Source organism: Stenotrophomonas sp. SKA14, assembly GCF_000158575.1.
Classification (GTDB): Bacteria; Pseudomonadota; Gammaproteobacteria; order Xanthomonadales; family Xanthomonadaceae; genus Stenotrophomonas; species Stenotrophomonas forensis.
This window is the reverse complement of record NZ_DS999412.1, coordinates 663,583-688,233: the sequence shown is the minus strand read 5'-3', so window position 1 is coordinate 688,233 and position 24,651 is coordinate 663,583. Positions and strand designations below refer to the sequence as shown.

At 68.8% G+C, this 24,651-nt stretch carries 20 protein-coding genes; 15 read left to right on the top strand and 5 right to left on the bottom strand.

Going from position 1 to position 24,651, the window contains the following annotated elements:
* Positions 1-2: 2 nt before the first annotated feature.
* Genes bioH through bioC form a run of 3 tightly spaced genes read left to right on the top strand, consistent with a single transcriptional unit; the run spans position 3 to position 2,488 of the window.
* Positions 3-782: a pimeloyl-ACP methyl ester esterase BioH gene (gene bioH / locus SSKA14_RS03130; RefSeq protein WP_008265498.1), complete on the top strand. Its 780-nt coding sequence runs from the start codon at positions 3-5 to the stop codon at positions 780-782.
* 29 nt (positions 783-811) lie between these two features.
* Entirely contained in the window at positions 812-1,591 is a 780-nt protein-coding gene (locus tag SSKA14_RS03125) for an SDR family oxidoreductase (protein WP_008266316.1), read from the top strand.
* A 12-nt stretch (positions 1,592-1,603) separates the two neighbouring features.
* A complete protein-coding gene (bioC, locus tag SSKA14_RS03120) occupies positions 1,604-2,488 on the top strand; it encodes a malonyl-ACP O-methyltransferase BioC (protein WP_008265762.1) in 885 nt (294 codons plus the stop codon).
* Positions 2,489-3,125: 637 nt separating this feature from the next.
* Here bioC and SSKA14_RS03115 read toward each other — a convergent pair.
* Positions 3,126-3,758: a YdcF family protein gene (locus SSKA14_RS03115; RefSeq protein WP_008266775.1), complete on the bottom strand. Its 633-nt coding sequence runs from the start codon at positions 3,756-3,758 to the stop codon at positions 3,126-3,128.
* Positions 3,755-4,717 carry a pyridoxal-phosphate dependent enzyme gene (locus SSKA14_RS03110; protein ID WP_008265645.1) on the bottom strand — a complete coding sequence of 321 codons (963 nt, stop codon included), beginning with the start codon at positions 4,715-4,717 and terminating at the stop codon, positions 3,755-3,757. Before SSKA14_RS03110 ends, SSKA14_RS03115 begins: the two co-directional genes overlap by 4 nt.
* Before the next feature lie 159 nt (positions 4,718-4,876).
* Between SSKA14_RS03110 and SSKA14_RS03105 the strand changes: the two genes are divergently transcribed.
* Both SSKA14_RS03105 and mnmG read left to right on the top strand, forming a co-directional pair.
* A complete protein-coding gene (locus SSKA14_RS03105) occupies positions 4,877-5,368 on the top strand; it encodes a hypothetical protein (protein WP_040006928.1) in 492 nt (163 codons plus the stop codon).
* A gap of 532 nt (positions 5,369-5,900) precedes the next feature.
* On the top strand, positions 5,901-7,790 hold the full coding sequence (mnmG, locus tag SSKA14_RS03100; protein ID WP_008265915.1) for a tRNA uridine-5-carboxymethylaminomethyl(34) synthesis enzyme MnmG: 1,890 nt from the start codon (positions 5,901-5,903) through the stop codon (positions 7,788-7,790).
* 207 nt (positions 7,791-7,997) lie between these two features.
* Here the strand turns inward: mnmG and smeC are convergent, their stop codons facing one another.
* The 3 genes from smeC to smeA are packed head-to-tail and all read right to left on the bottom strand — an operon-like array spanning position 7,998 to position 13,771.
* Positions 7,998-9,413: a multidrug efflux transporter outer membrane subunit SmeC gene (smeC, locus tag SSKA14_RS03095; protein WP_008268263.1), complete on the bottom strand. Its 1,416-nt coding sequence runs from the start codon at positions 9,411-9,413 to the stop codon at positions 7,998-8,000.
* Entirely contained in the window at positions 9,410-12,559 is a 3,150-nt protein-coding gene (gene smeB, locus SSKA14_RS03090) for a multidrug efflux RND transporter permease subunit SmeB (protein WP_008265808.1), read from the bottom strand. Before smeB ends, smeC begins: the two co-directional genes overlap by 4 nt.
* A 12-nt stretch (positions 12,560-12,571) precedes the next feature.
* Positions 12,572-13,771, bottom strand: a complete 1,200-nt coding sequence (gene smeA / locus SSKA14_RS03085) for a multidrug efflux RND transporter periplasmic adaptor subunit SmeA (protein ID WP_008268442.1) — start codon at positions 13,769-13,771, stop codon at positions 12,572-12,574.
* A 116-nt stretch (positions 13,772-13,887) separates the two neighbouring features.
* Here smeA and baeS point away from each other — a divergent pair, with 116 nt between their 5' ends.
* The 10 genes from baeS (at position 13,888) to SSKA14_RS03035 (ending at position 24,500) form a co-directional block, all read left to right on the top strand.
* Positions 13,888-15,291, top strand: coding sequence for a sensor histidine kinase efflux regulator BaeS (gene baeS / locus SSKA14_RS03080; RefSeq protein ID WP_040006926.1), 1,404 nt, complete (start codon positions 13,888-13,890; stop codon positions 15,289-15,291).
* Positions 15,288-15,992: a response regulator gene (locus SSKA14_RS03075; RefSeq protein WP_008266010.1), complete on the top strand. Its 705-nt coding sequence runs from the start codon at positions 15,288-15,290 to the stop codon at positions 15,990-15,992. Before baeS ends, SSKA14_RS03075 begins: the two co-directional genes overlap by 4 nt.
* A 131-nt stretch (positions 15,993-16,123) precedes the next feature.
* Entirely contained in the window at positions 16,124-16,945 is an 822-nt protein-coding gene (locus SSKA14_RS03070; RefSeq protein ID WP_040006924.1) for a nucleotidyltransferase domain-containing protein, read from the top strand.
* 151 nt (positions 16,946-17,096) lie between these two features.
* Positions 17,097-17,627: a gamma carbonic anhydrase family protein gene (locus SSKA14_RS03065; RefSeq protein WP_006475442.1), complete on the top strand. Its 531-nt coding sequence runs from the start codon at positions 17,097-17,099 to the stop codon at positions 17,625-17,627.
* A 123-nt stretch (positions 17,628-17,750) separates the two neighbouring features.
* Positions 17,751-18,440 carry an RDD family protein gene (locus tag SSKA14_RS03060; RefSeq protein ID WP_008264972.1) on the top strand — a complete coding sequence of 230 codons (690 nt, stop codon included), beginning with the start codon at positions 17,751-17,753 and terminating at the stop codon, positions 18,438-18,440.
* Positions 18,437-19,429: a stage II sporulation protein M gene (locus tag SSKA14_RS03055; protein WP_008268291.1), complete on the top strand. Its 993-nt coding sequence runs from the start codon at positions 18,437-18,439 to the stop codon at positions 19,427-19,429. The genes SSKA14_RS03060 and SSKA14_RS03055 overlap by 4 nt, the downstream gene beginning before the upstream one ends.
* Positions 19,419-21,041 (top strand): DUF4129 domain-containing protein, encoded by a 1,623-nt coding sequence (locus tag SSKA14_RS03050; protein ID WP_040009272.1) that lies wholly within the window; start codon positions 19,419-19,421, stop codon positions 21,039-21,041. The genes SSKA14_RS03055 and SSKA14_RS03050 overlap by 11 nt, the downstream gene beginning before the upstream one ends.
* Complete coding sequence (locus tag SSKA14_RS03045) at positions 21,038-22,222, top strand: DUF4350 domain-containing protein (protein WP_040006920.1); 1,185 nt, start codon at positions 21,038-21,040, stop codon at positions 22,220-22,222. The genes SSKA14_RS03050 and SSKA14_RS03045 overlap by 4 nt, the downstream gene beginning before the upstream one ends.
* Entirely contained in the window at positions 22,219-23,205 is a 987-nt protein-coding gene (locus SSKA14_RS03040) for a MoxR family ATPase (protein ID WP_008266232.1), read from the top strand. Before SSKA14_RS03045 ends, SSKA14_RS03040 begins: the two co-directional genes overlap by 4 nt.
* Complete coding sequence (locus tag SSKA14_RS03035) at positions 23,202-24,500, top strand: DUF58 domain-containing protein (protein ID WP_008265710.1); 1,299 nt, start codon at positions 23,202-23,204, stop codon at positions 24,498-24,500. The genes SSKA14_RS03040 and SSKA14_RS03035 overlap by 4 nt, the downstream gene beginning before the upstream one ends.
* The last annotated feature ends 151 nt before the right edge of the window (positions 24,501-24,651 follow it).

The window sequence follows — 24,651 nt, the reverse complement described above, 5'->3', positions numbered from 1 at the left end:
CCATGCATATTGAAGTGACCGGCCGCGGGCCGGATCTGGTACTGATCCACGGTTGGGCCCTGCAGGGTGGCGTATTCGCGCCGCTGGTCGAGCGCCTGGCCGACCACTTCACCCTGCATCGGGTCGATCTGCCCGGCCACGGCCATAGCCGCGACGACACTACGCCGCTGCGCCTGCCGTTCGTGGTCAACGCCATTGCCGCGGCCACGCCGCCGGCGGTGTGGTGCGGCTGGTCGCTGGGCGGGCTGTTCGCACTGCATGCGGCGGCGACCCTGCCCAAGGTGCGAGGGCTGGCGATGATCGCGGCCACGCCGCGTTTCGTGCGCGGCGAGGACTGGCCACATGCAGTGGAGCCGACAGTGTTCGAGCAGTTCGGGCGTGAGCTGGCCACCGACTTCGGCGGCACCCTGGAACGCTTCCTGGCACTGGACGTGATGGGCTCGGCACACGCCCGCGAGGAGCTGCGTACCCTGCGCCAGCGCCTGGTCGAGCGCGGTGCGCCCACCGAACGTGCGCTGCTGGAAGGCCTGCGCCTGCTGGAGAACACCGACCTGCGCGGCGCGCTGCCGACCCTGGGCACGCCCAGCCTGTGGATCGCCGGCCAGCGCGACCGCCTGGTGTCGCCGGCCGCGATGCAGGCCGCTGCGGCGCTGGCCCCGCAGAGTCAGGCGTTGACCATCGCCCACGGCGGCCATGCGCCGTTCCTCGGCCATGCCGACGAGGTCGCCGCTGCCCTGCAACACTTCGTTGCCGGCCTGTCACCGGCCGATGGCGGACAATGAGCGCCTTCCGAACTGCGCAGGACTGACGCATGGATCTGGGTATCAACGGCCGCTGGGCACTGGTCTGCGGCGCCAGCAAGGGGCTCGGCCTGGGCTGCGCACGCGCGCTGGTCCGCGAGGGCGTCAACGTGGTGATCGTGGCCCGAGGCGAGGCGGCACTGCAGCACGCGGCCGAGGAACTGCGCGCCCTGCCCGGCGCCGGTGAGGTGCGCACCGTCGCCGCCGACGTCACTACCGAAGCCGGTCGCAGCGCCGCGCTGGCCGCCTGCCCGCAGGTGGACATCCTGGTCACCAATGCCGGTGGCCCGCCGCCGGGTGATTTCCGCAGCTTCGAGCGCGACGACTGGATCGCTGCGCTGGACGCCAACATGCTGGCGCCGATCGCGCTGATCCGCGCCACCGTGGACGCGATGATCGCACGCGGTTTCGGCCGCATCGTCAACATCACCTCGTCGGCGGTGAAGGCACCGATCGACATCCTGGCGCTGTCCAACGGCGCGCGCAGCGGCCTGACCGGCTTCGTCGCCGGCCTGTCGCGCCGCACCGTGGCCCACAACGTCACCATCAACAATCTGCTGCCCGGCAAGTTCGACACCGACCGCCTGCGCGCCAACTTCGCCCACAGTGCGGGCAAGGATGGCGACGCCGGCGAAGTAGCCGAGCGCCGACGCCAGCAGATTCCCGCCGGCCGCTTCGGCACGCCGGACGAATTCGGCGCCGCCTGCGCCTTCCTGTGCAGTGCACAGGCCGGTTACTTCACCGGGCAGAACCTGCTGATCGACGGCGGCGCCTACCCCGGTACGTTCTAAGAGACTTTCGCAATGCCGTCCCACTTCGATGCCCGCCACGTCCGCCGCGCGTTCGCCCGCGCCGCCAACAGCTACGACGCCGCCGCCGCCCTGCAGCGCGAGGTGCAGTCGCGGCTGATCGAGTCGCTGGACTACCTGGAGGCACGCAAGCCCGAGGTGGTGCTGGACGTCGGCGCCGGTACCGGTCATGCCAGCGCGCTGATGAAGAAGCGCTGGCCGAAGGCGCAGGTGATCGCGCTGGACGTGGCGCTGCCGATGCTGGACCAGGCCAAGCGCCAGGCTGGCTGGTGGAAGCCGTTCCAGCGCCTGTGCGGCGACGCCGCCGCGCTGCCGCTGGCCGACAACAGCGTGGACGTGATCTTCAGCAACCTGTGCCTGCAGTGGGTGGACGACCTGCCTGCGGTGTTCGCCGGGTTCCGCCGCGTGCTCAAGCCCGGCGGCCTGCTGCTGTGCTCGACGTTCGGCCCGGAGACGCTGGTCGAACTCAACGAAGCCTTCGCCGCTGCCGACGATCGCCCGCACGTCAGCCGCTTCGCACAGATTGCCCAGTTCGGCGACGCGCTGATGATGGCCGGCTTCCGCGACCCGGTGCTGGACCGCGACCTGTTCACCCTGACCTACGACGATCTGCCCTCGCTGATGCGCGAGCTGCGCGCGATGGGCGCCACCAACGCGCGGACGGACCGCCGCCACACGCTGACCGGGCGTGGCCGTTTCGCTGCTGCCGCCGCCGCGTACGAGCCGATGCGCCGCGCCGACGGCAAGCTGCCGAGCAGCTGGGAAGTGATCTACGCCCACGCCTGGGCGCCGGACCCGGGTGCCCCGATCCGCGAAGGCGGGCATGACGTGGCCTCGGTGCCGGTGTCGGCGATTCCAATCCGGCGCAAGCAGACCTGATCGAACGACCGCGAATCTGCTTTTTGGCAGGTGCCAACCCTGGTTGGCACAACCCGTCAGATCGCGGTGCCGCCGGCCGTGTGCCGACCAAGGTCGGTACCTACCGATTCATGCACGCGCACCGCTCTGGCAGGTGCCAACCTTGGTTGGCACAATCCGTCAGATCGCGGTGCCGCTGGCCGTGTGCCGACCAAGGTCGGCACCTACCGATTCATGCACGCGCACCGCTCTGGTAGGTGCCAACCTTGGTTGGCACAGCCCATCAGATCGCGGTGCCGCCGACCGTGTGCCGACCAAGGTCGGCACCTACCGATTCATGCACGCGCACCGCTCTGGTAGGTGCCAACCTTGGTTGGCACAGCCCATCAGATCGCGGTGCCGCCGACCGTGTGCCGACCAAGGTCGGCACCTACCGATTCATGCACGCGCACTGCTCTGGTAGGTGCCAACCTTGGTTGGCACAACCCGTCAGATCGCGGTGCCGCCTGCCGGGTGCCGACCAAGGTCGGCACCTACCGATTCATGCACGCGCACTGCTCTGGTAGGTGCCAACCCTGGTTGGCACAACCCGTCAGATCGCGGTGCCGCCGGCAGTGTGCCGACCAAGGTTGGCACCCACCAGAAGCGGGCTTCCGCCTCAGGTATTGGCCGGCGAACTCAGCGGCGGGCGCACCAGGTCGCGGTGGAAGAAATAGATCTCCTGCACCAGGAAACGCCAGCTGGTATGGAAGCTGCGGAAGCGCGTGCTGGGCGTGGACGAGGCCAGTGCATCGATACCCAGCGCCTTGCTCAGCCGCAGCGCGCGCGCCATGTGCAGCGGGTCGCTGACAATGATCACGCGGTGCAGGTTGCGCTGGTCCATCAACCGTTTGGCTTCGATCAGGTTCTGCACGGTATTGCGCGAGGCGGTCTCGATCAGGATCGCGTCATCCGGCACCCCGTGCTTGAGCGCGTAGCGCCGCGCCACCTGCGATTCGGAGAAGCGCGCGCCGCTGCCGCCATAGCCTCCGGTGAAGATCAGCAGTGGCGCGTACTGGGCCTCATAGAGATCCAGGCCATGGCGGATGCGCTCTTCGAACACCGGCGACGGCTTGGCGTCATAGGCCGCTGCACCTAGCACGATGATGGCATCGGCCTTGGCCGCCTGGTCGCGCTCACCCACCCAGACGATCCACGCGGTCACACCCAGCAGCCAGATCACCAGCACCACGAACAGCCGCCACAACCAGCCCAACGGGCCGGTGCGATGCCGCTGCCGGTCACGGCTCAAGGTGTCCCCCAGCGCAACGCGGGCAGGTCGACATTGCCGCCGGACAGCACCAGGCCCACGCGCTGCCCGGCAAAACGCTGCGGCTGCGCCAGCACCGCGGCCAGCACGGTCGCCGAGGAAGGCTCGACCACCTGCTTGAGCACGTCCCACAGCAGGCGCATCGCCGCCATCGTTGCCGCGTCATCGACCACGATCACCTCCGCACCCGCCGCGCGCAGCAGCTCGAAGTTGGGGGCGCCGATCAGGGTGCGCAGGCCATCGCAGAACGTGTCCGGGGTGAACGCGCCCTGGCGCGCGCCGGCGGCCAGCGAGCGTGCGGTGTCATCGGCGCCGGCCGGTTCGGCCAGCACCAGCCGGGTCTGCGGGCTGGCATGCTGCAGCGCCAGCGCGGTACCACTGGCCAGGCCACCGCCGCCCACCGGTACCACCAGCACATCGAACGGGCCATCGCTGTGCAGCAGTTCCAGGGCGGCGGTGCCCTGCCCGGCCATCACCGCCGGATCTGCATAGGGGTGGACCAGGGTTGCGCCGGTATCGGCCTGCACCTTGGCGCAGGTGGCCTCACGGTCGGCGATGGTCGGCGGGCAACGCCAGAGCGTGGCACCGTGCCGGGCAATGTTGGCCAGCTTGGCCGCCACCGCACCTTCGGGCACCACCACGTGGCAGGGAATGCCACGGGTGCGCGCGGCCAGGGCCAGCGCGGCGCCATGATTGCCGGAGGAATGGGTGACCACGCCGGCACGGGCGCGATCGGCATCGAGCGACCACACCGCGTTGCAGGCACCACGGAACTTGAATGCGCCGCCGCGCTGCAGGTGCTCGGCCTTGAACGCCAGCTGCGCCCCGGCCATCGCGTCAAGCGTGCGCGAGCGCAGCACCGGGGTCACGCTGGCATGCGGGGCGATCCTCGCGGCAGCAAGCAGGACGTCGTCGGCGCGGGGCAACAGTGAATCGCTCATGACGCAAGATTAACGTATGCCCCCGCGCTGGCGACCGGGGCACACGTCATGCCAGCATGCAGCCCTTCACCTCCATTCATCCTGGCCAGCGGAATTAAGGGCCGATTCAATGCCCGCGCACGAAGCTGACTGCACACCCGTCCTCTGGGGGGACCCACCATGAAAATGCGCTTGATGCTTGCCGGTGGCCTGATGCTGGCCCTGACCGGCTGCGCCACCTACGACTACGTCGGCGGTGGCCGGGGCGGCGGCTACTACCACGGTGCGCCGTCGGTGGAGTACCGCTACCCGGCCGGCTATCCCTACAACTATGGTTACCCGTACTACGGTGGCTACGGCGGCTATTACGGCGGCTATGGCAATCCGTACTACTCGCGCCCGATCTACCGGCCGCCGCACAACCATCGGCCGCCGCCGCGTCCACCTGGCAACGGTGGCGAGAACCGCCCGCCGCCGCCGTCGCGTCCGTCGTACAACGGTGGCTCGCCGTGGCGGAACATGGACTCGATGCGTCGCCCGCCGCAGTCCAGCGTGCAGCCGTCTGCGCCTGCGCCGCAGGCCCGGCCAGCCCCGGCGCCGAGTGCGCCGAGGATGAACGGCTCCCCTTGGCGCAACATGGATCGTGCGACGCAGCGCACACTTGAGCGCTGAACCATCTTGCATTTCACACGGTCCAAGCCGCACTCTACGCGGGCAGTGACGGCCCGCGTCACAATGTGACAAAAACGACACGGGCCGCCGCAAAAAGCTCTACGTCGATATCCGACAGGAACATCTGGATCCCCCCTGTTCCGGCCCTGTCGGATGTCGGCACCTCTGAAGGCAGACGGCCCCGCAATGCGGGGCCGTTTGTTTTGGGGAGGAGAGGCATCCGTAGATCCACGCCATGCGTGGATGGAGCTTTCCCGGTAACCCCCCAAAAAAACAGGGCCGGACAGTCCCCCGACTGCCGGCCCTCTGCTTCCCCACCGTGCGCCTGTACCGGCCCCTGTTCCAATTCCGGTCACCGGCGCCTGCGGCGCCAGCCACGGTGGGTGCTATTGGGTTATCTGCAAAAATCCTGCCAACTTTAGGGCTGATTTCCACGCCGGCCCGTCGGCGCCGACGCCGCAGCCCCGAATGGCGCTAAAATCGCCACCCCGGCGCCGCCCCGGCCGCGCCCGCCCCCAGCTGAACAGCCCCCATGAACCCGTCCTTCCATCGTTACGACGTCATCGTCATCGGCGGTGGCCACGCCGGCACCGAAGCCGCGCTGGCCGCGGCCCGCACCGGCGTGCGCACCCTGCTGCTGACCCACAACATCGAGACGGTAGGCGCGATGAGCTGCAACCCGGCCATCGGCGGCATCGGCAAGGGTCACCTGGTCAAGGAGATCGACGCCCTCGGTGGTGCGATGGCGCATGCCGCCGACCGCGCCGGCATCCAGTGGCGCACGCTCAACGCCTCCAAGGGCCCGGCCGTGCGCGCCACCCGCTGCCAGGCCGACCGTAACCTGTACCGCATGGCGATCCGCGCCATCGTCGAAGGCCAGGCCAACCTGACCGTGTTCCAGGCCGCCGTCGATGACCTGGTCATCGAAGGCGACGCCGTGCGCGGGGTCATCACCCAGACCGGCCTGCGCTTCGACGCCGAGGCCGTGGTGCTGACCGCCGGCACCTTCCTGGCCGGCAAGATCCATGTCGGCCCGACCCAGTACGCCGCCGGCCGCATGGGCGACCCGCCGGCCACCACGCTGGCCGCGCGCCTGCGCGAGCGTCCGTTCCAGGTGGACCGCCTGAAGACCGGCACGCCGCCGCGCATCGATGGCCGCTCGCTGGACTACAGCGTGATGGACGAGCAGCCCGGCGACACGCCGCGCCCGGTGATGTCCTTCCTCGGCTCGGTGGACGAGCATCCGCAGCAGGTCAGCTGCTGGATCACCCACACCACCGAACAGACCCACCAGATCATCCGCGACGCGCTGCACCGCTCGCCGCTGTACAGCGGCCAGATCGAGGGCATCGGCCCGCGCTACTGCCCGTCCATCGAGGACAAGGTGGTGCGCTTTGCCGAGAAGGCCAGCCACCAGATCTTCGTCGAACCCGAAGGCCTGGGCATCGTCGAGATCTACCCCAACGGCATCTCCACCTCGCTGCCGTTCGACGTGCAGCTGGAGATGGTGCGCAGCATCCGCGGCTTCGAGAACGCGCACATCACCCGCCCCGGCTACGCGATCGAGTACGACTTCTTCGATCCGCGCGGGCTGAAGGCTTCGCTGGAAACCAAGCTGGTCAACGGCCTGTTCTTCGCCGGCCAGATCAACGGCACCACCGGCTATGAAGAAGCCGCCGCGCAGGGCCTGCTGGCCGGCCTCAACGCCGCACGCCAGGTGCGTGGGCTGGACGGCTGGTGCCCGCGTCGCGACGAGGCGTACCTGGGCGTGCTGGTGGATGACCTGATCACCCACGGCACCAACGAGCCGTACCGCATGTTCACCAGCCGCGCCGAGTACCGCCTGCAGCTGCGCGAGGACAATGCCGACCAGCGCCTGACCCCGGCCGGCCGCGAGATGGGCCTGGTGGATGACCGCCGCTGGAGCGCGTTCGAGACCAAGCAGGCCGCAGTCGCCGCCGAGCGCGCGCGCCTGGGCGCACTGTGGGCAACCCCGGCCAATGCGCTGGGCCGCGAAGTGCAGGACACGCTGGGCGTGGCGGTCAGCCGCGAAACCAACGTGCTGGACCTGATCAAGCGCCCCGAGCTGGATTACGCGCAGCTGATGCAGGTGCCGTCGCTGGGCCCGGCCGTGGCCGACGGCAAGGTGGCCGAGCAGGTGGAGATCGGCGTGAAGTACGCCGGCTACCTGGACCGCCAGCGCGAGGAGATCGAGCGCCAGCAGCGGCATGAAGCCACGCCGATCGCCGAGGCCTTCGATTACGCGACGGTTCGCGGGCTGTCGGCCGAAGCGCTGCAGAAGCTGGAACGCGTGCGCCCGCAGACCATCGGCCAGGCGCAGCGCATTCCGGGCATGACCCCGGCAGCGATCTCGCTGCTGCTGGTGCACCTGGAGCGTGCCCGCCGCGGCCGCGTGGCGTAACGCAACACCGTCTGCTTCTGGTGGGTGCCGACCTTGGTCGGCACGAATCATCTGATCGCGATGCTGCATGCCTTTGTGCCGACCAAGGTCGGCACCTACCAAGGCCTCCCGCCCCGGTAGATCCACGCCATGCGTGGATGAAGGCCTTTGTGCCGACCAAGGTCGGCACCCACCGGAGCGGAAGACGCACACACCCGCGCTAGCGCGTTATCGCGCGTCGGCGCCCCCGCCCAGCACCTTGAACAACGTCACCCGGTTGCCCGCCTCCTGCTGCTGCAGGGCGATCAGGTCCTGCTGCGCGGTATACAGGCTGCGCTGCGCATCCAGCGCCTGCAGGTAGCCGTCCAACCCGGTGCGGTAGCGCGCATCGGCCAGCGTGTAGCTGCGCTGGCTGGCGGCCACCAGCGCGCGCTGCGCGTCCATCTGCGTGGCCAGGTGATCGCGCGTGGCCAGCGCATCGGCCACTTCGCTGAAGGCCTGCTGGATCGCCTTCTCGTACTGCGCGATGCCGATGTCCTTGCCGATCTTCGAGGCATCCAGCGAAGCCTTCAATGCACCCGCGTGGAAGATCGGTGCGGTGATGCTGGGTGCGAATGACCAACCGCGCGTGCCGGCCGAAAACAGCGTCGACAACGCGGTGGAGCTGTGGCCGTAGTTGGCAGTCAGGGTCAGCGTCGGGAAGAACGCCGCGCGCGCCGCACCGATATCGGCATTGGCCGCCTGCAGCGCGTGTTCGGCTGAGAGCACATCCGGGCGCTGCAGCAGTACGCTCGACGGCAGGTCGGCCGGCAACGGTGCCAGTGCCACGCTGCCATCCAGTACGTGCGCGCTGGGCAGCAACGCGGCATCCAGCGGCGCCCCTACCAACAGCTGCAGTGCATCGCGATCCTGCGCCTGCTGGGTCTGCAGCCTGGCCAGCGCACCGCGCGCGGCTTCCACGCTGGTCTGCACCTGCGACAGGTCCAGGCCCGAGGCCAGGCCCTGCGCATGACGGGCCTCGGTGCGCTGCAGGGTCTGCTGCTGGCTGTCCAGGGTCTGTTGCGTGAATGCCAGCGACTGCCCATCGGCGGCCAGCGCCAGCCACGCCGTGGCCACTTCGGCCACCAGGCTGGTGCGCGCCGCACGCTGGTTCTCGGCGCTGGCCAGCCAGTTCTGCAGCGCCTCGTTGTTCAGGCTGCGGATGCGCCCGAACAGGTCCAACTCCCAGCTGCTGATGCCGACCTGCACGGCATCGGCTTCGGTGATCTGGGTGGTCCCGGTCTCACTGTTGGCATCGCTCACGCGCGAGCGGGTGACGCTGCCACTGGCGTCCACCGACGGCAGCAATGCCGCACGCTGGATACGGTACTGCGCCCGCTCCTTTTCGACCTGCAGCACCGCCACGCGCAGGTCGCGGTTGTTCTGCAGCGCCAGCGCGATCGCCTGCTGCAGCCGCGGCTCCACGAACACCTCGCGCCACGCCGGCATCGCCAACGCCGAATCGGTCTCGCTGGTGGCGGCATTGCCGAACTGCACCGGCACCGGCGCCTCAGGGCGCTGGTAGCGCGGCGCCATGCTTACGCAACCACCCAGCACGGTGGTCATCGTGGCGGCCGCCAGGGCGCGCAGCAGCATCGGCTTCATGGGCTTGCCTCCGGGGCAGTGGCTTCGGCCGGCGCACGGCCCGGGAACAGGCGGCGCACCAGCAGGTAGAACAACGGCACGAAGAACATGCCCAGCACCATCGAGGCGACCGTGCCGCCGGCCACGCCGGTACCCAGCGAACGGCGCGCGGCCGAACCGGCACCGGTGGCGAACACCAGCGGCAGCACGCCCATCAGGAACGCCAGCGAGGTCATCACGATCGGCCGCAGCCGCAGGTAGACCGCCTGCAGGATCGCCTCGCGGGTGCTCTTGCCCTGCTGTTCGAGGATGCGCGCGAACTCGACGATCAGGATGCCGTTCTTCGCCGCCAACCCAATCGTGGTCAGCAGGCCGACCTGGAAGTACACATCGTTGTTGAGGCCACGCAGGTTCATCATCAGCACTGCACCGAACACGCCCACCGGCACCGCCAGCATCACCGCGAACGGCACCGCCCAGCTTTCATACAGCGCGGCCAGGCACAGGAACACGAACAGCAGCGAGATGGCGTACAGCATCGGCGCCTGGTTGCCCGACAGCTGTTCCTGGTAGGCCATGTCCGACCAGGCGTGGCTGAAGCCCTCCGGCAAGGTATCGGCCAGGCGCGCGATCTCGGCCATCGCCTCGCCGGAGCTGACACCCGGCGCTGGCTGGCCGGTGATCTCCATCGCCGACACACCGTTGTAGCGCTGCAGGGCAGCCGGTGCGCTGGTCCAGTGCGTGCTGATCAGCGACGACAGCGGCACCATCTGCCCGGCCTGGTTGCGCACGCTCCAGCGCTCGATGTCCTGCGGCTGCATGCGTGCTTCGGCGGCGCCCTGGATGAACACCTTCTTGATGCGCCCCTTGTAGATGAAGTTGTTGACGAAATCGCCGCCCAGTGCGGCATTCAAGGTGTCATTGACGTCCTGCGGATTCACGCCCATGGCCTGTGCCTTGGCATCGTCCACCTTCACTGCGTACACCGGCGCGTCTTCCAGGCTGGCGTAGCGCACGTTGACCAGCTTCGGATCCTTGGCGGCCTCCTTCAGCAGCGTATTGCGCGCGGCCACGGCGGCGGCATGGCCGGCACCGCCTTCGTCCTGCAGTTCCAGGGTGAAACCGCCCGCATCGCCCAGGCCGAGGATGGCCGGTGGCGAGGTGATGAATACCTGCGCATCGGGCACGCTGGCCATGGCCGCGGTCAAGCGCGCGGCGATGGTATCGGCATCGTCCTTGCGGTCATCCCAGTCCTTCAGGCGGATGAAGGCCTGGCCGACGTTCTGGCCGCTGCCGGTGACGCTGAAACCAGCGGTGGCCTGGATCGAGAGCACACTGTCGTCCTTCACCGCAGCGGCACTGAGGCGATCCATCACTGCACGGGTCTGCTCCAGGGTGGAGCCGGCTGGCAGCTTCACCAGCGCGTTGAGCATGCCCTGGTCCTCATCGGGCAGGAATGCGCCGGGCAGGTGCCACAGCAGCAGGCCGGTGGCCACGCTCAGCACCAGGTAGAACAGTACGCCCAGCGTGCGCCGGCCGAGGAAACCATCCACGCGATGGCGCAGGCCATTGGAGGTGCGCTCGAAGCGGTGGTTGAACCAGATGAAGAACTTGCCCAGCAGACTCGGCTCGCCGCCGTGATCGCCATGCGGGTGGCCGCCCTTGGGAATCTGATGCAGGATGCTGCCGCACAGCGCTGGGGTGATGGTCATCGCCACCAGCACCGACAGGATCATCGCGGCGGCGATCGTCACCGAGAACTGGCGATAGATCACGCCGGTGACACCACTGAAGAACGCCATCGGCAGGAACACCGCGGTCAGCACCAGCACGATGCCGACCAGCGCGCCGGTGATCTGGCCCATCGCCTTCAGCGTGGCCGGCTTCGGTGCCAGTCCTTCGAAGGTCATCACCCGCTCCACGTTCTCCACCACCACGATGGCATCGTCCACCAGCAGGCCGATGGCCAGCACCAGCGCGAACATGGTCAGCGTGTTGATCGAATAGCCGAATGCGGCCAGCACGCCGAACGTGCCCAGCAGCACCACCGGCACCGCGATGGTCGGGATCAGCGTGGCCCGCCAGTTCTGCAGGAACAGGTACATCACCAGCACCACCAGGATGATCGCCTCGATCAGGGTGATCACCACTTCCTTCAGCGAGATGGTCACGAACGGGGTGGTGGTGAAGGCCACGTGGGCGGTGTAGCCATGCGGCCAGTATTTCTGCAGCTGCTGCAGCCGTGCATCGATGGCCTTGGAGACGGCGATGGCATTGGCACCGGCATTGAGCTCGATGCCCAGCGAGGCCGACGGCTTGCCGTTGAAGGTACTGATGCTGTCGTAGCTCTCCGGCCCCAGGCCGATCGTCGCCACGTCACCCAGGTGCACGACGCTGCCGTTGGCATCGGCCTTGAGCACCACCTGCGCGAACTGTTCGGGGGTGTGCAGGCGGCTGCGCGCGGTCACGGTTGCGTCCAGCTGCTGGCCCTTCAGTGCCGGCTGGCCCCCCAGCTCACCGGCCGACACGTCGGTATTCTGCGCCTGCAGTGCGGTCTCGACATCCGACGGCATCAGCGCGTACTGGCGCATCTTTTCCGGGTCCAGCCAGATACGCATGGCGTATTCCTGGCCGATCGGCTGGATGTTGCCAACACCACTGACACGGCTGATCTGGTCATCGATGCGCGCTTCCATGAAGTTGGCGACATCGAAGTTGTCCATGCTGCCGTCTTCGCTGGTGAACGACAGCACCTCGAAGATCGAACCACTGGACTTGGTGATGGTCAGGCCGTTCTGCTGCACTGCCTGCGGCAGCGTGGCCATCGCGGCCTGCAGCTGGTTCTGCACCTGCACCTGCGCCGTATCCGGATTGGTGCCGGTGGCGAACACCAGGTTGACCTGCGCCGAGCCGTCGGAAGCACTGGTCGAGGTCATGTACATCAGGTGGTCCAGGCTCTGCTGGGACTGCTCGATGACCTGGGTGACCGCGTTTTCCACGGTCTGCGACGAGGCGCCGGTGTAGGTGGCGCGGATGGTGATGGTGGGCGGGGCGATCTGCGGGTAGCGGTCCACCGGCAGGATCAGGATCGCAAGCAGGCCGAGCAGACTGACCGCGATGGCGATCACCCAGGCGAAGATCGGCCGGTCGATGAAGAAACGAACCATGCGCGGCAGGCCTCAGTGCGACTTTTCGTCGGTGTTGCCGTTCGGGTCGATCGCCGGCATTGCTGCCAGCTGCGCGGTGGTGGCCGCCACCGCCTTCACCTGCTGGCCCAGCGCTACCGCGCTGCCGTTGCTGACGATCACCCGCTCGCCGGCCTTCAGGCCCTGCGTGATCTGCCACTGGTTGCCCACCACCTGGCCGGTGCTGACCCGGCGCTCGATGACGTGGTCCTTGGCGTCGAGCAGGCGCAGCAGCGGCTCACCGCGCTCATTGCGCACCACCGCCTTCTGCGGCACCAGCAGCGCGCGCGCATCGGTGGCCATCGGCAGCACCGCCTTCAGGTACATACCCGGCAGCAGCAGGCCGTCCGGGTTCGGAATGATCGCGCGCAGCACCACGTTGCCGGTACCCGGATCGACCGCACTGCCGACGAATTCCAGCGTGCCTTCGTGCGCATAGGTGCTGCCGTCCTCCAGCACGACCTTCACCTGTGCCTTGCCATCAATGGCCTTCACCAGGCCGGCATCTAGCTGCTTGCGCAGCGCCAGCATCTGCGTGCTGGACTGGGTGACATCCAGGTACACCGGGTCCAGCCGCTGGATGGTGGTCAGCGCGGCGTCCTGGCCCGCGGCGACCAACGCGCCGGCAGTGACGCTGGAGGTGCCGATACGGCCGTCGATCGGTGCGGTCACCCGGGTGTAGTCGAGGTTGATCCGCGCCGCCTGCAGTGCAGCGCGCGCGGCAATCACGTTGGCCTGGGCCTGCTTCAGCGCCGAGGTGGCATCGTCAGCGTCCTGCTTGCTGGCCGCATCCATGCTCACCAGCGCGCGGGTGCGCTCGGCCTTGGGTTGCGCCGACAGCACGGTGGCCTCGGCCTGGGCCAGCTGGCCCCGCGCGGTGTCGAGGGCCGCCTGGTACGGTGCCGGGTCGACCTGGTACAGCAGCTGGCCGGCCTTGACCTGCTGGCCTTCGGTGAACAGCCGCTGGCGGATCAGTCCACCGATCTGCGGCCGCACCTCGGACACTTCGAACGGCACTGCGCGGCCAGGCAGGGTCTGCTGCAGCGCCAGCGGCTGTGCGCTGGCGGTGATGATGCCCACTTCAGGCGTGGCCGGCGCTTCGGTCCTGCCGGCGGAACAGGCTGCCAGGGCCAGCAGCAGCGGCGGCAGCAGCAGGGAATGGGAAAATCGGGACAGCGGGCGCAGGAGTGACATGGGGGCGTGGGAGCCTTGCGTTGACCCGGGCACGCTGCCGTGAAACTGTGCAGAGAATATGGAGATTGTGCGACCGGCTCAGCTGGCGCTTGCTTTCGGCGCCGCATGCGCCGCTAATGGCCCCCGCGATGGCGAAGATTCGACTCAAATTCGGCCTGACCGCGAAGACCTTCCTCGCGATCTTCACTGCCTGCCTGCTGGTGCTGGCAGTCAACGGCATTGCCAGCCGCGTGGCGTTCCAGACCGGCTTCCTGGACTACCTCAACGATCAGGGCGACCTGCGCATGCAGCGCCTGATGCCGCACCTGCAGCGTGAATTCCGCGAGCACGGCGGCTGGGACCACCTGCGCGGTGACAGCGATCGCTGGGCGCGGATGCTGCGTCCGGACCTGGCGCATGGGCACGAAGGGCCGGTGCCACCGCTGTCCGACCAGACCGGCGTTCCGTCGCGGCTGGGCCTGTTCGATGCACGGCACCGCTACGTGGCAGGCAACCCGGACGCGACCAGCGATGACGAGCCGCACGCGGTGCAGGTGGATGGGCACACGGTGGGCTGGCTGGGCATGGTGCCATTCCAGACCGTCATCGCCACCAACGACCTGAACTTCTACAACACCCAGATGCGCGCCTGGTGGGTGATCGGCATCTCGCTGCTGCTGGTGACGGTGCTGCTGGCCTGGCTGGTGTCACGCGCGCTGCGCCAGCGCCTGGCCAAGCTCGCAGCGGCCACCCACCGGCTCGCCGCCGGCGACTACGCCACCCGCATCGAGCGCACCAGCGATGACGAGCTCGATGCACTGGTCAACGACTTCAACCGGATGGCGCAGGCGTTGGACGACACCGAGCGCAACCGCCGTGCCTTCATCGCCGACATCTCGCACGAACTACGCACGCCGTTGGCGGTGGTGCGTGCCGAACTGGAGGCGATCGAGGACGGCATCCGCCCGTTGGACCGTGCCAATCTCGGTGCCCTGCAGGGCGAGATCCGCCAGCTGGGCAAGCTGATCGACGACCTGCACGATCTGTCGATGACCCAGTCCGGCGGCCTGGCCTACCGTTTCGCCCCGCTGGACCTGGTGGCGCTGCTGCGCAGTGAACTCAATGGCATGCGCGTGCGCTTCTCCGCGGCGGGGCTGGCACTGGAAGAGACGTTGCCCGTCACACCGCTGCAGGTGTCCGGTGACGAGAGGCGCCTGCAGCAGGTGCTGGCCAACCTGCTGGAGAACGCGCTGCGCTACACCCATGCCGGCGGCCGCGTACTCGTGCAGGCCGCACGGGTGCCTGCCGGCGTACAGCTGATCGTGGAAGACACCGCACCGGGCGTGCCGGCGGAAAAATGTGCGCTGCTGTTCGAGCGCTTCTACCGGGTGGAAAGCTCGCGCAATCGTGCCAGCGGTGGCAGCGGACTGGGCCTGGCCATCAGCCACAACATCGTTCTTGCCCACCACGGCCAGATCCACGCCGAGCCCTCGCCGCTGGGTGGACTGCGCGTGGTCATCACCCTGCCGGAGCCTGCATGAGCACCTCCCCCGCCAGCACATCGCCCGCCGCACCGGCGAAGATTCTCATCGTTGAGGACGAACCGCGCCTGGCCGCCGTGCTGCGCGACTACCTGGCCGCGGCCGGCATGGTCAGCGAGTGGGTGGATGATGGCGGCCAGGTGATCGAGGCCTTCGCGCGCTACCAGCCCGATCTGGTGCTGCTGGACCTGATGCTGCCGCAACGCGATGGCGTGGATCTGTGCCGCGAGCTGCGCGCCAGCAGCAACGTGCCGGTGATCATGGTCACCGCGCGGGTGGAGGAGATCGACCGCCTGCTGGGCCTGGAGATCGGCGCCGACGACTACATCTGCAAGCCGTTCAGCCCGCGCGAAGTGGTGGCGCGGGTGGTGGCGGTGCTGCGCCGCTACAGGCCGGACCCGGCCGCGCGCACCAACAGCGGCCTGCACATCGACGAACCGGCCGCGCGTGCCACCTGGAACGGCAAGGGCCTGGACCTGACCCCGGTGGAGTACCGCCTGCTGCGCACCCTGCTGGCCACGCCCGGCCGGATCTGGGCACGCGATGAACTGCTTGACCGCCTCTATCTGGACCACCGCGTGGTGGTCGACCGCACCGTCGACAGCCATGTGCGCAACCTGCGCCGCAAGCTGGCCGATGCCGGCATGGAAGGCGAGCCGATCCGATCGGTGTACGGGATGGGTTACAGCTACGAGCCGTAACCGGTAGTGCCGGCCGCTGGCCGGCAATCTCGTGGCACCGCTGGATTTCCGTGGTTGCCGACCAGCGGCCGGCACTACTGGTGCGCACCTGCGTTACAGTCGAGCACGCTCGACATTACGAACACAACTGCATGGACGACATCCACCCGATCGCGCCGGACAAGCGCGCCGCCATTCTTTCCAGCCTCACCGACATCGAACGGCGCCACGATGTGCGTGTGCTGCTGGCCTGCGAATCCGGCAGCCGGGGTTGGGGCTTCTCTTCGCCGGACAGTGACTACGACGCACGCTTCATCTACGTGCACCGCCAGCCGTGGTACCTCAGCGTCAACGAGAACACCGGTCCCGGCGCTGCACAGCGCGATGTGATCGAGCTGCCGATCGACGATGAGCTCGACGTCAGTGGCTGGGACCTGCGCAAGGCCCTGCGACTGGTCTCCAAGTCCAATCCAACGCTGATCGAGTGGCTGCGTTCGCCGATCGTGTACCAGCAGGATGACACCGCGGTGCCGCAGCTGTGGGAAGCAGCGAAGGCGTTCTATTCGCCGTTGGGTAGCTGGTCGCACTACATGAGCATGGCGAAGACCACGCACAGCCGCCATCTGGGCGAGCCCACCATCAGCACCAAGAAGTACCTGTATGTGCTGCGTGCCCTGCTTGCCTGCCAGTGGATCGAACGCGAGCCCACGCCGCCGCCCATGGCCTTCGAAGATCTGCTGGACCGGCTGCTGCCGGGCGGCCCCGTGCGCGACGCCGTCGACGCACTGCTGGTGGTCAAGCGCGCCAGCGCCGAAGTTACCGCCCGTCCGCGCATCCCCATCATCGGCGACTACATCGACCATGCAATGGCCGCCCGCGCCGCGCAGGCCCCGCCCCTTCCAGCCGGCCAGGGCGACAGCGCCTGGCTGGACGCGCTGTTCCGGCAGATGCTGGCCGAGCACGCGCCTGCATGAACGGCCGCAGCTGCTCTGGGTAGTGCCGGCCGCTGGCCGGCAACCACGGAAATACAGGCGCGCGCATGAGGTTTTGCCGGCCAGCGGCCGGCACTACCGGTGCCTCTGCCGCGTATCATCGTCGCGAATGCCCTGATTTTCGGAGACACCGATGAACCCGCTGCGCCCCTTCCGCGACAAGATGCCCGTCCTCGGCGAGCGCGTGTACATCGATCCGGCCTGCACCGTCATCGGTGACGTGGAGCTGGCCGACGACGTGTCGATCTGGCCGGGCACGGTCATCCGTGGCGACGTCAACTACGTGCGCATCGGTGCGCGCACCAACGTGCAGGACGGCACCATCATCCACGTCAGCCACCACAGCCCATACAACAAGGCCGGCTACCCGACGCTGATCGGCGAGGGCGTCACCGTCGGCCATGGCTGCATCATCCATGCCTGCACGATCGGTGATTACAGCCTGATCGGCATGGGCGCCTGCATCCTCGACGGAGCCCGCGTGGAGCGCCACGGCTTCGTCGGTGCCGGTGCCGTGATCGGCCCGGGCAAGGTGGTCGGCGAGGGCGAACTGTGGGTCGGCAACCCGGCGCGGCCGGCGCGCACGCTGAGCGACAAGGAGATCGAATCGCTGCATTACTCAGCCGACCATTACGTGCGGCTGAAGGACGAATACCTGGGCTGAGCGGCCAACGCCGCCATGCGGCTCTGCTAAAGTCTGGGCCCGACCAGGATCTGTCGAGACCCCCATGCCTGTGGCTGCCTGCCGGAGAGGACTCCGGCGCCCACATCGAAGGCCATCGCGCTGATGGCCGCACCGATGCTCGACACCTACCGCGAGGTGGTGACGCCGGAGGGCGTGCTGCTGCAGTTGCCGGCGGCCGGCCCGCTGCCGCGGGCCATGGCCTGGCTGGTCGATCTCGGCGTGCGCGTCGCGGTGCTGGTGCTGATGTCGATCCCGCTGGCGCTGCTGGACACGTTCGGTTCCGGCCTCTACCTGGTGCTGATGTTCCTGGTCTACTGGGCCTACCCGATCGTCTGCGAAGCGCTGTGGGGCCGCACGCTCGGCAAGCGCGCGCTGGGCCTGCGCGTGCTGTCGCGCGATGGCGCGCCGGTGGGCTGGATGGCATCGATCACCCGCAACCTGCTGCGTACCGTGGACATGCTGCCGTTCGGCTATGCGCTGGGCCTGGTCAGCAGCCTGTTCGACGCCCATGGGCGCCGCCTCGGCGACCTGGTCGCCGGCACGGTGGTGGTGCATGCGCCGGCGCTGTACCTGCCGCCGCCGCCGACCATCGACAGCGTGCTGGCCCCGCCGCAGCCGCTGCGCCCGGATGAACAGGCGGCATTGATGGCCTTCGCCGAACGCGCGCCGCGGCTGTCGGCGGCGCGCCAGCAGGAACTGGCCGGAATCGCCGAGCCGCTGACCGGCGCGCAGGGCCAGATCGGCGTGCTGCGCCTGTATGCCATGGCCAACTGGCTGCTGGGGCGGCGATGAAGCAGGAACAGTTCGTCGCCCGCTACCAGCAGGAGTGGCAGGACCTGGAGCAGTGGCTGCTGCTGCGTGCCGGTGCCTCGCGCCGCGCCCGCCGCAAGGCCAGTGGGCTGGCACTGGACGACACCGCCTTCTCGCAACGCTATCGGCGCCTGTGCCAGCAGCTGGCGCTGGCCCGCGAACGCGGCTACAGCCCACAGCTGGTACAGCGCCTGCAGCAGCTGATGCAGCAGGGCCACAGCGTGCTGTACCGCACGCGTCCAACGCGCTGGCGCGCCGCGCTGGAATTCCTGGTGGCCGACTTCCCGCTGCTGGTCCGCAGCCAGGCGCGCAGCATGTGGGTGGCGCTGGCGATGTTCGCCCTGCCGGCATTGGCCTGCTTCGTGCTGGCCCAGGTCTATCCGGACCTGATCCACATGCTGATGGACAACCGCCAGATCGCCGCGATGGAGCGCATGTACGACCCCGCCGCCGAGCGCCTGGGCCGCGACAGCGGTACCGACTGGATGATGTTCGGCCACTACGTCATGAACAACATCAGCATCGCCCTGCGCACCTTCGCCAGTGGCCTGCTGGCCGGGCTGGGCACGCTGCTGGTGCTGTCCTTCAATGGCGTCACCATCGGTGCGGTGGCGGGCCACCTGCAGCACATCGGCTACGGCGGCCCGTTCTGGCGCTTCGTGGCCGGGCATGGCGCGTTCGAGCTGACCGCCATCGTGATCGCCGGTGGCGCCGGGCTGCAGCTGGGCATGAAGCTGCTGGCACCGGGCCGGCGCAGCCGGCTGGATGCGCTGGTCGACGGTGGCCGCATCGGTGCGCGCCTGTGCCTGGGCGTGGCGTTCATGCTGCTGGTGGCCGCGTTCATCGAAGCGTTCTGGTCGTCGATTGCCGAAGTGCCGGCGTGGGGCAAGTTCAGCGTGGCTGGCGTGCTGTGGGCCGGCGTGCTGCTGTGGCTGTGGCGTGGCGGACGCGGAGCCGGCGATGCGCATTGACCACCTGGACGTGGTGCTGCGCGCACGCAGCAGCTGGGAGGCCATGGAGCTGGGCAGTGCCCTCGCCCGCCGTCACGCGCGTGCGGTGTGGGGCAGCTGGCTGCTGGCCAGCGCGCCGCTGTTCGTGGTCTTCAATGCGCTGGGCTGGTGGCTGGATGCGTTCGGCTGGGCCTGGCTGGCGCTGTGGTGGTGCAAGCCGCTGTTCGAACGCGCGCCGTTGTACGTGTTGTCGCGCGGCATTTTCGGCGAGCCGGTCGGCACGCTGGCGGCGCTGCGCGCGCAGCGCCACTGGGGCAGCACCGGCTTCTGGGGCTACCTGGGCTGGCGCCGCTTCAGCGTGCTGCGCAGCCTGTGCCTGCCGGTGAACCTGCTGGAAGGCAACGCGCCGGACCAGCGCGGCCCGCGTCGTCGCGCGGTCGCGGCCGGCGCCGCAGGTGCAGCGACGGTGCTGACGGTGACCTGCCTGGCATTCGAAGCGGTGCTGGTGTCCGGCGCGATCGGTGCGGTGTTCATGTTCATGCCACTGGACCTGATGTCCGAATCGTGGCGTGCGGCCTGGGACATGATCGGCCGGGACACGCCGGCATGGGCACGGCTGGGCTTCAACCTGGCGTGCTGGCTGGCCTCGGTGCTGGTTGGGCCGTTCTTCGTCGGTGCCGGCTTCGGCCTGTACTTGAACCGGCGTACGCAGATGGAAGCATGGGACGTGGAGATCGCGCTGCGCCGCCTGCGCGATCGCCTGCTGCCGGCGGCGTCGACACTGGCCCTGTTGCTATGCATGGCGTTGCCGCTGGTCTGCGCACCGGTACATGCGCAGGACGCGGACGCCAGTCCCGAACGTGCAATGGGCAAGCCCAGTGCCAGTGACATCTCCGCCGAGGAAGACGACGACGAACCGGCCATCGACCCGTCCAACACGCCGGCGATGATCTTCGGCGACACACCGGTGGATACCGCCGGTTTCCGCCAGGCGGTGAACCGCGCCTATGAAGACCCGCTGCAGCACCCGACCCGCCAGGTCACGCACTGGAAGCCGATCGAGCAGGCCGAGGAGGCGAAGAAGGAAGACAAGCAGCTGCAAGGCGACAGCGGCAACAAGGCCGAGCGCAAGACGCGCAGGGATGGCATCGCCTGGCTGGCGCGACTGGCCGAGTGGGGCCTGTGGGGTCTTCTGGGCATCCTGCTGCTGGTGCTGCTGCTGACCGCGCGGATGTGGCTGCCCTGGCTGCGTGGCAGTGGCCGGCGCAAGGCCGGTACCGCGCCGCCGGTAGTTGAAAAGGCGGTGGAACTGCCCGCGGTGCTGCCACCGGACGTGGCCACCCAGGCCGGCCTGCTGTGGGACCAGGGCCGGCCACGGCAGGCGCTGGCCCTGCTCTACCGCGCCAGCGTGCGCACCGTGGGCGAGCGCAGCGGGATCGCGCTGCCTCCCGGCGCCACCGAGGCGCAGTGCCTGCGTGCCTCGCGGCGCATGCCGGAGGCGGCCGATCGTGACCTGTTCGCGCGCATCGTGCGCATGTGGCAGTACGCCGCCTATGGTGGGCGCCTGCCCAGCCGCAGCGACTTCGACACGCTGGCCGACACGCTGCGCCAGCAGTACGGATGGCAGGCATGAGCCCGCGCCTGTTCTGGTCGTTGTTGCTGGGCCTGCTGGTGCTGCTCGGCGTGCCACTGACGATCCTCTACCTGCGCACGCACGAACGGGTGACCGAGACGCTCACCCTGCCGCCGCAGGGCGAGGCCAGTTACAACCCGCTGTACGTGCTGGGCCAGGCCCTGCGCGCCGACGGCATCGAGGTGCATTCACGGCCACGGCTGGACCTGCAGCAGATGACGCTGGGGCCGCACGACACGGTGGTGCTGCTGCAGGACAGCAGCGAACTGCCGGCACCGAGTGTGAAACCGCTGCTGGCCTGGGTCGACCGGGGCGGGCATCTGCTGGTGCGCACACCGCCACCGGCGGAGGACGATGCCGGCAGCACACAGGGACCCTTGCTGGACCAGCTGGGGGTGGACAGCCTGTTCCAGCGCAGCGACTGCCAGCCGTTCCATATCGACGACGACAGCGGTCACAGCGAGTTCTGTGGGGGGCGCCGCTTCACGCTCGGGTTTGCCGCACGCACACAGGCCGAACGCCGCTGGGGCGGTGATCGCGACCTGGTGTTCGCGCGCCTGCGCCATGGCCAGGGCAAAGTGAGCGTCCTGGCCGACATGGAGTTCATGCGCGGCGATGTAGACACACCCGCCGCACGGCTGGGCGCCGCTGCGGGCACGCCCAGCGATGGCCTGCACGATCCGGCCCACCGCGACCTGACCCGCTATCTGCTCGATCCGAACTACGGCAAGGGTGCGGTCTGGCTGGTCTACGCCGGACGACCGCCGTCGCTGTGGGCGCGCCTGTTCTACCACGGCTGGCCGCTGTGGGTGCCGCTGCTGCTGGCCCTGCTGGGTTGGCTGTGGGGCCGCTCGCAGCGCTTCGGCAGCCTGCAACCGTCGCCGCTGCTGGAACGCCGCTCGCTGCTGGAGCATGTGCGCGCCAGCGGCGAACTGCTGCTGCGCTTCGGCCACGGCGCGCGCCTGTACGAGGCCGTGCTCGCCCTGTTCCTGCACCGCCTGCGCCTGCGTGCGCCGGTCGCCGCCGCACTCGATGGCGCACCGCGCGAACAGGCCATCGCCGAGCTGCTGAAGTGGCCGCAGGGCCGCGTCGCCAGCGCGCTCACACCCCCACCGCCGCACGATTCCTCCGCCCTGCGCGAGCGCATCCGCTTGCTGCTCCAGATGAGATCCCTGCTATGACCGAAGTGCCCGAGCTGCCGGCGGCCGCCAACGCCCGCCTGATCGAACGCGTCGACGCCATCCGCGATGCCGTTGGCCATGCCTTCATCGGCCAGGCCGATGTGCTGGACCAGATCCTGGTGGCGCTGCTGGCCGGTGGCCACGTGCTGATCGAGGGCGTCCCCGGGCTGGGCAAGACCCTGCTGGTGCGTGCGCTGGCACAGGCCCTGGAACTGGACTACGGCCGCGTGCAGTTCACCCCGGACCTGATGCCCAGCGACGTCAGCGGCCACGCGGTGTACGACCCGAAGAGCGAGAGCTTCAAGATCCGCCGTGGCCCGGTGTTCACCAACCTGCTGCTGGCCGATGAGATCAACCGCGCACCCGCCAAGACCCAGTCGGCGCTGCTGGAAGTGATGCAGGAAGGCCAGGTGACCATCGAAGGCAAGGCGTTCACCCTGGCGCCGCCGTTCATGGCCCTGGCCACGCAGAACCCGCTCGAGCAGGAAGGGACCTATCCGCTGCCGGAAGCACAGCTGGACCGCTTCCTGTTGAAGGTGCTGATCGACTACCCGCAGCTGGAAGACGAGAAGCGCATGGTGACTGCGATCACCAGCGGCCGCGCCGCCAGCGATTTCGACCTGAGCCAGGTGCCGCGCGTGCTCGGTGCCGGCGAGCTGCTGGAACTGCAGCAGGCCACCGCTGCCATCACCGTCGATGACGAAGTGATCGACTATGCGGTGCGCATCGTTGCCGCCACGCGGCAGTGGCCGGGGATCGCCGTCGGTGCCGGCCCGCGCGGCAGCATCGCGCTGGTGCGGGCCTCGCGCGCGCAGGCGGTGCTGGCCGGTCGTGATTTCGTCACGCCGGATGATGTGCGCGACATCGCACGCCCAGCGCTGCGGCACCGCATCGCGCTGGCCCCGGAACTGCAGATCGAAGGCCAGGACGCCGACGACGTACTGGGCGCGCTGCTGGCCAAGGTGGAAGCGCCGCGCCGATGAGACCGGCCCCGCTGCTGCTGGTGCTGCTACTGGCCTGGGCCGCACTGGGCGGACTGGTGCTGGGCGGCCTGCTGCCGCGCTGGGGCTGGGCGCTGGCCGCACTCGCGATCGCCCTGCCGTCACTGTGGGATCTGTGGCGGCAGACGCGACGACCTTCGCCGCAGGTGCAGCGCGAGCTGCCCGAGGCGCTGGCGCTGGGCGTACGCCGCGAGGCTGCACTGCGGCTGCAGGCAGATGCATCGATGACGGTGCAGGTGTTCGACCTGGTGCCCGGGGGGTGGCCGCTGGAATCGTTGCCGCAGCGCGTACAGCTGCAGCCCGGCAGCGCTTCCACCCTGCACTACCACCTGCAGCCACTGCAACGCGGGCATTTCCACTTCGCAGGCGTGCATCTGCGCATGCGCTCTCCGTGGCGGCTGTGGTGGCAGCAGCGCACCGTGCCACCGGCATTGGACGTGCGCGTCTATCCGAACTTCGTGCCGCTCACCCGCTTCGCCCTGTTCAGTGCCGACCAGGCCTCGCGGCTGGTGGGCGCGCACGTCAAACGCCGTCGTGGCGAAGGCACCGACTTCCACCAGATGCGCGAGTACCGCGTGGGTGACAGCCTGCGCCAGCTCGACTGGAAGGCCACCGCGCGTGCGCGCAAGTTGATCTCGCGCGAGTACCAGGACGAGAAGAACCAGCAGCTGCTGCTGATGCTCGACAGTGGCCGGCGCATGCTGGCCAGCGAAGGCGGGCTCTCGCACTTCGACCATGCATTGAACGCCTCGCTGGTGGTGGCCTACCTGGCCCTGCGCCAGGGCGATGCCGCCGGCCTGTTCGCCGCCGGTGGCGAGCGCCGCTGGGTGGCGCCGCAGCGCGGCATGGGCACGGTCGAGCACCTGCTGCGCGCCAGCTACGATCTGCAGCCGCGTGCGGTAGCCACCGACTACCTGGCCGCCGCCACCGAAGTGTCACTGCGCCAGCGTCGGCGCGCCCTGGTGATGCTGGTCAGCAACGTGCGCGACGAGGACATCGAGGACCTGCTGGCAGCCGTTCGCCTGCTGCAGCAACGCCACCTGGTGTGCGTGGCCAGCCTGCGCGAGCGTGAGCTGGACGCTGCGCTGGAGGACGAGGTGCAGACGCTGGAGGATGCCGCCCAGGCTGGCGCCGCTGCGTTGTACCTGCAGCAGCGCGCGAAGGCGCATGAGGCACTGCGCAGCGAGAAGGTGATGGTGCTGGACGTCACCGCCGACGCCCTGCCCGCTGCGCTGGTGGAGCGTTACCTGGCAGTGAAGCGCGAAGGATTGCTCTGATACCCAGAGCGGTTGCCGGCCCGCGGCCGGCACTACCGGCACATCGCTTTGGTGGGTGCCAACCTTGGTTGGCACCAATGCCACAGCGCCGACCAAGGTCGGCCTCTACCCACAGCGGTTGCCGGCCAGCGGCCGGCACTACCGGCACATC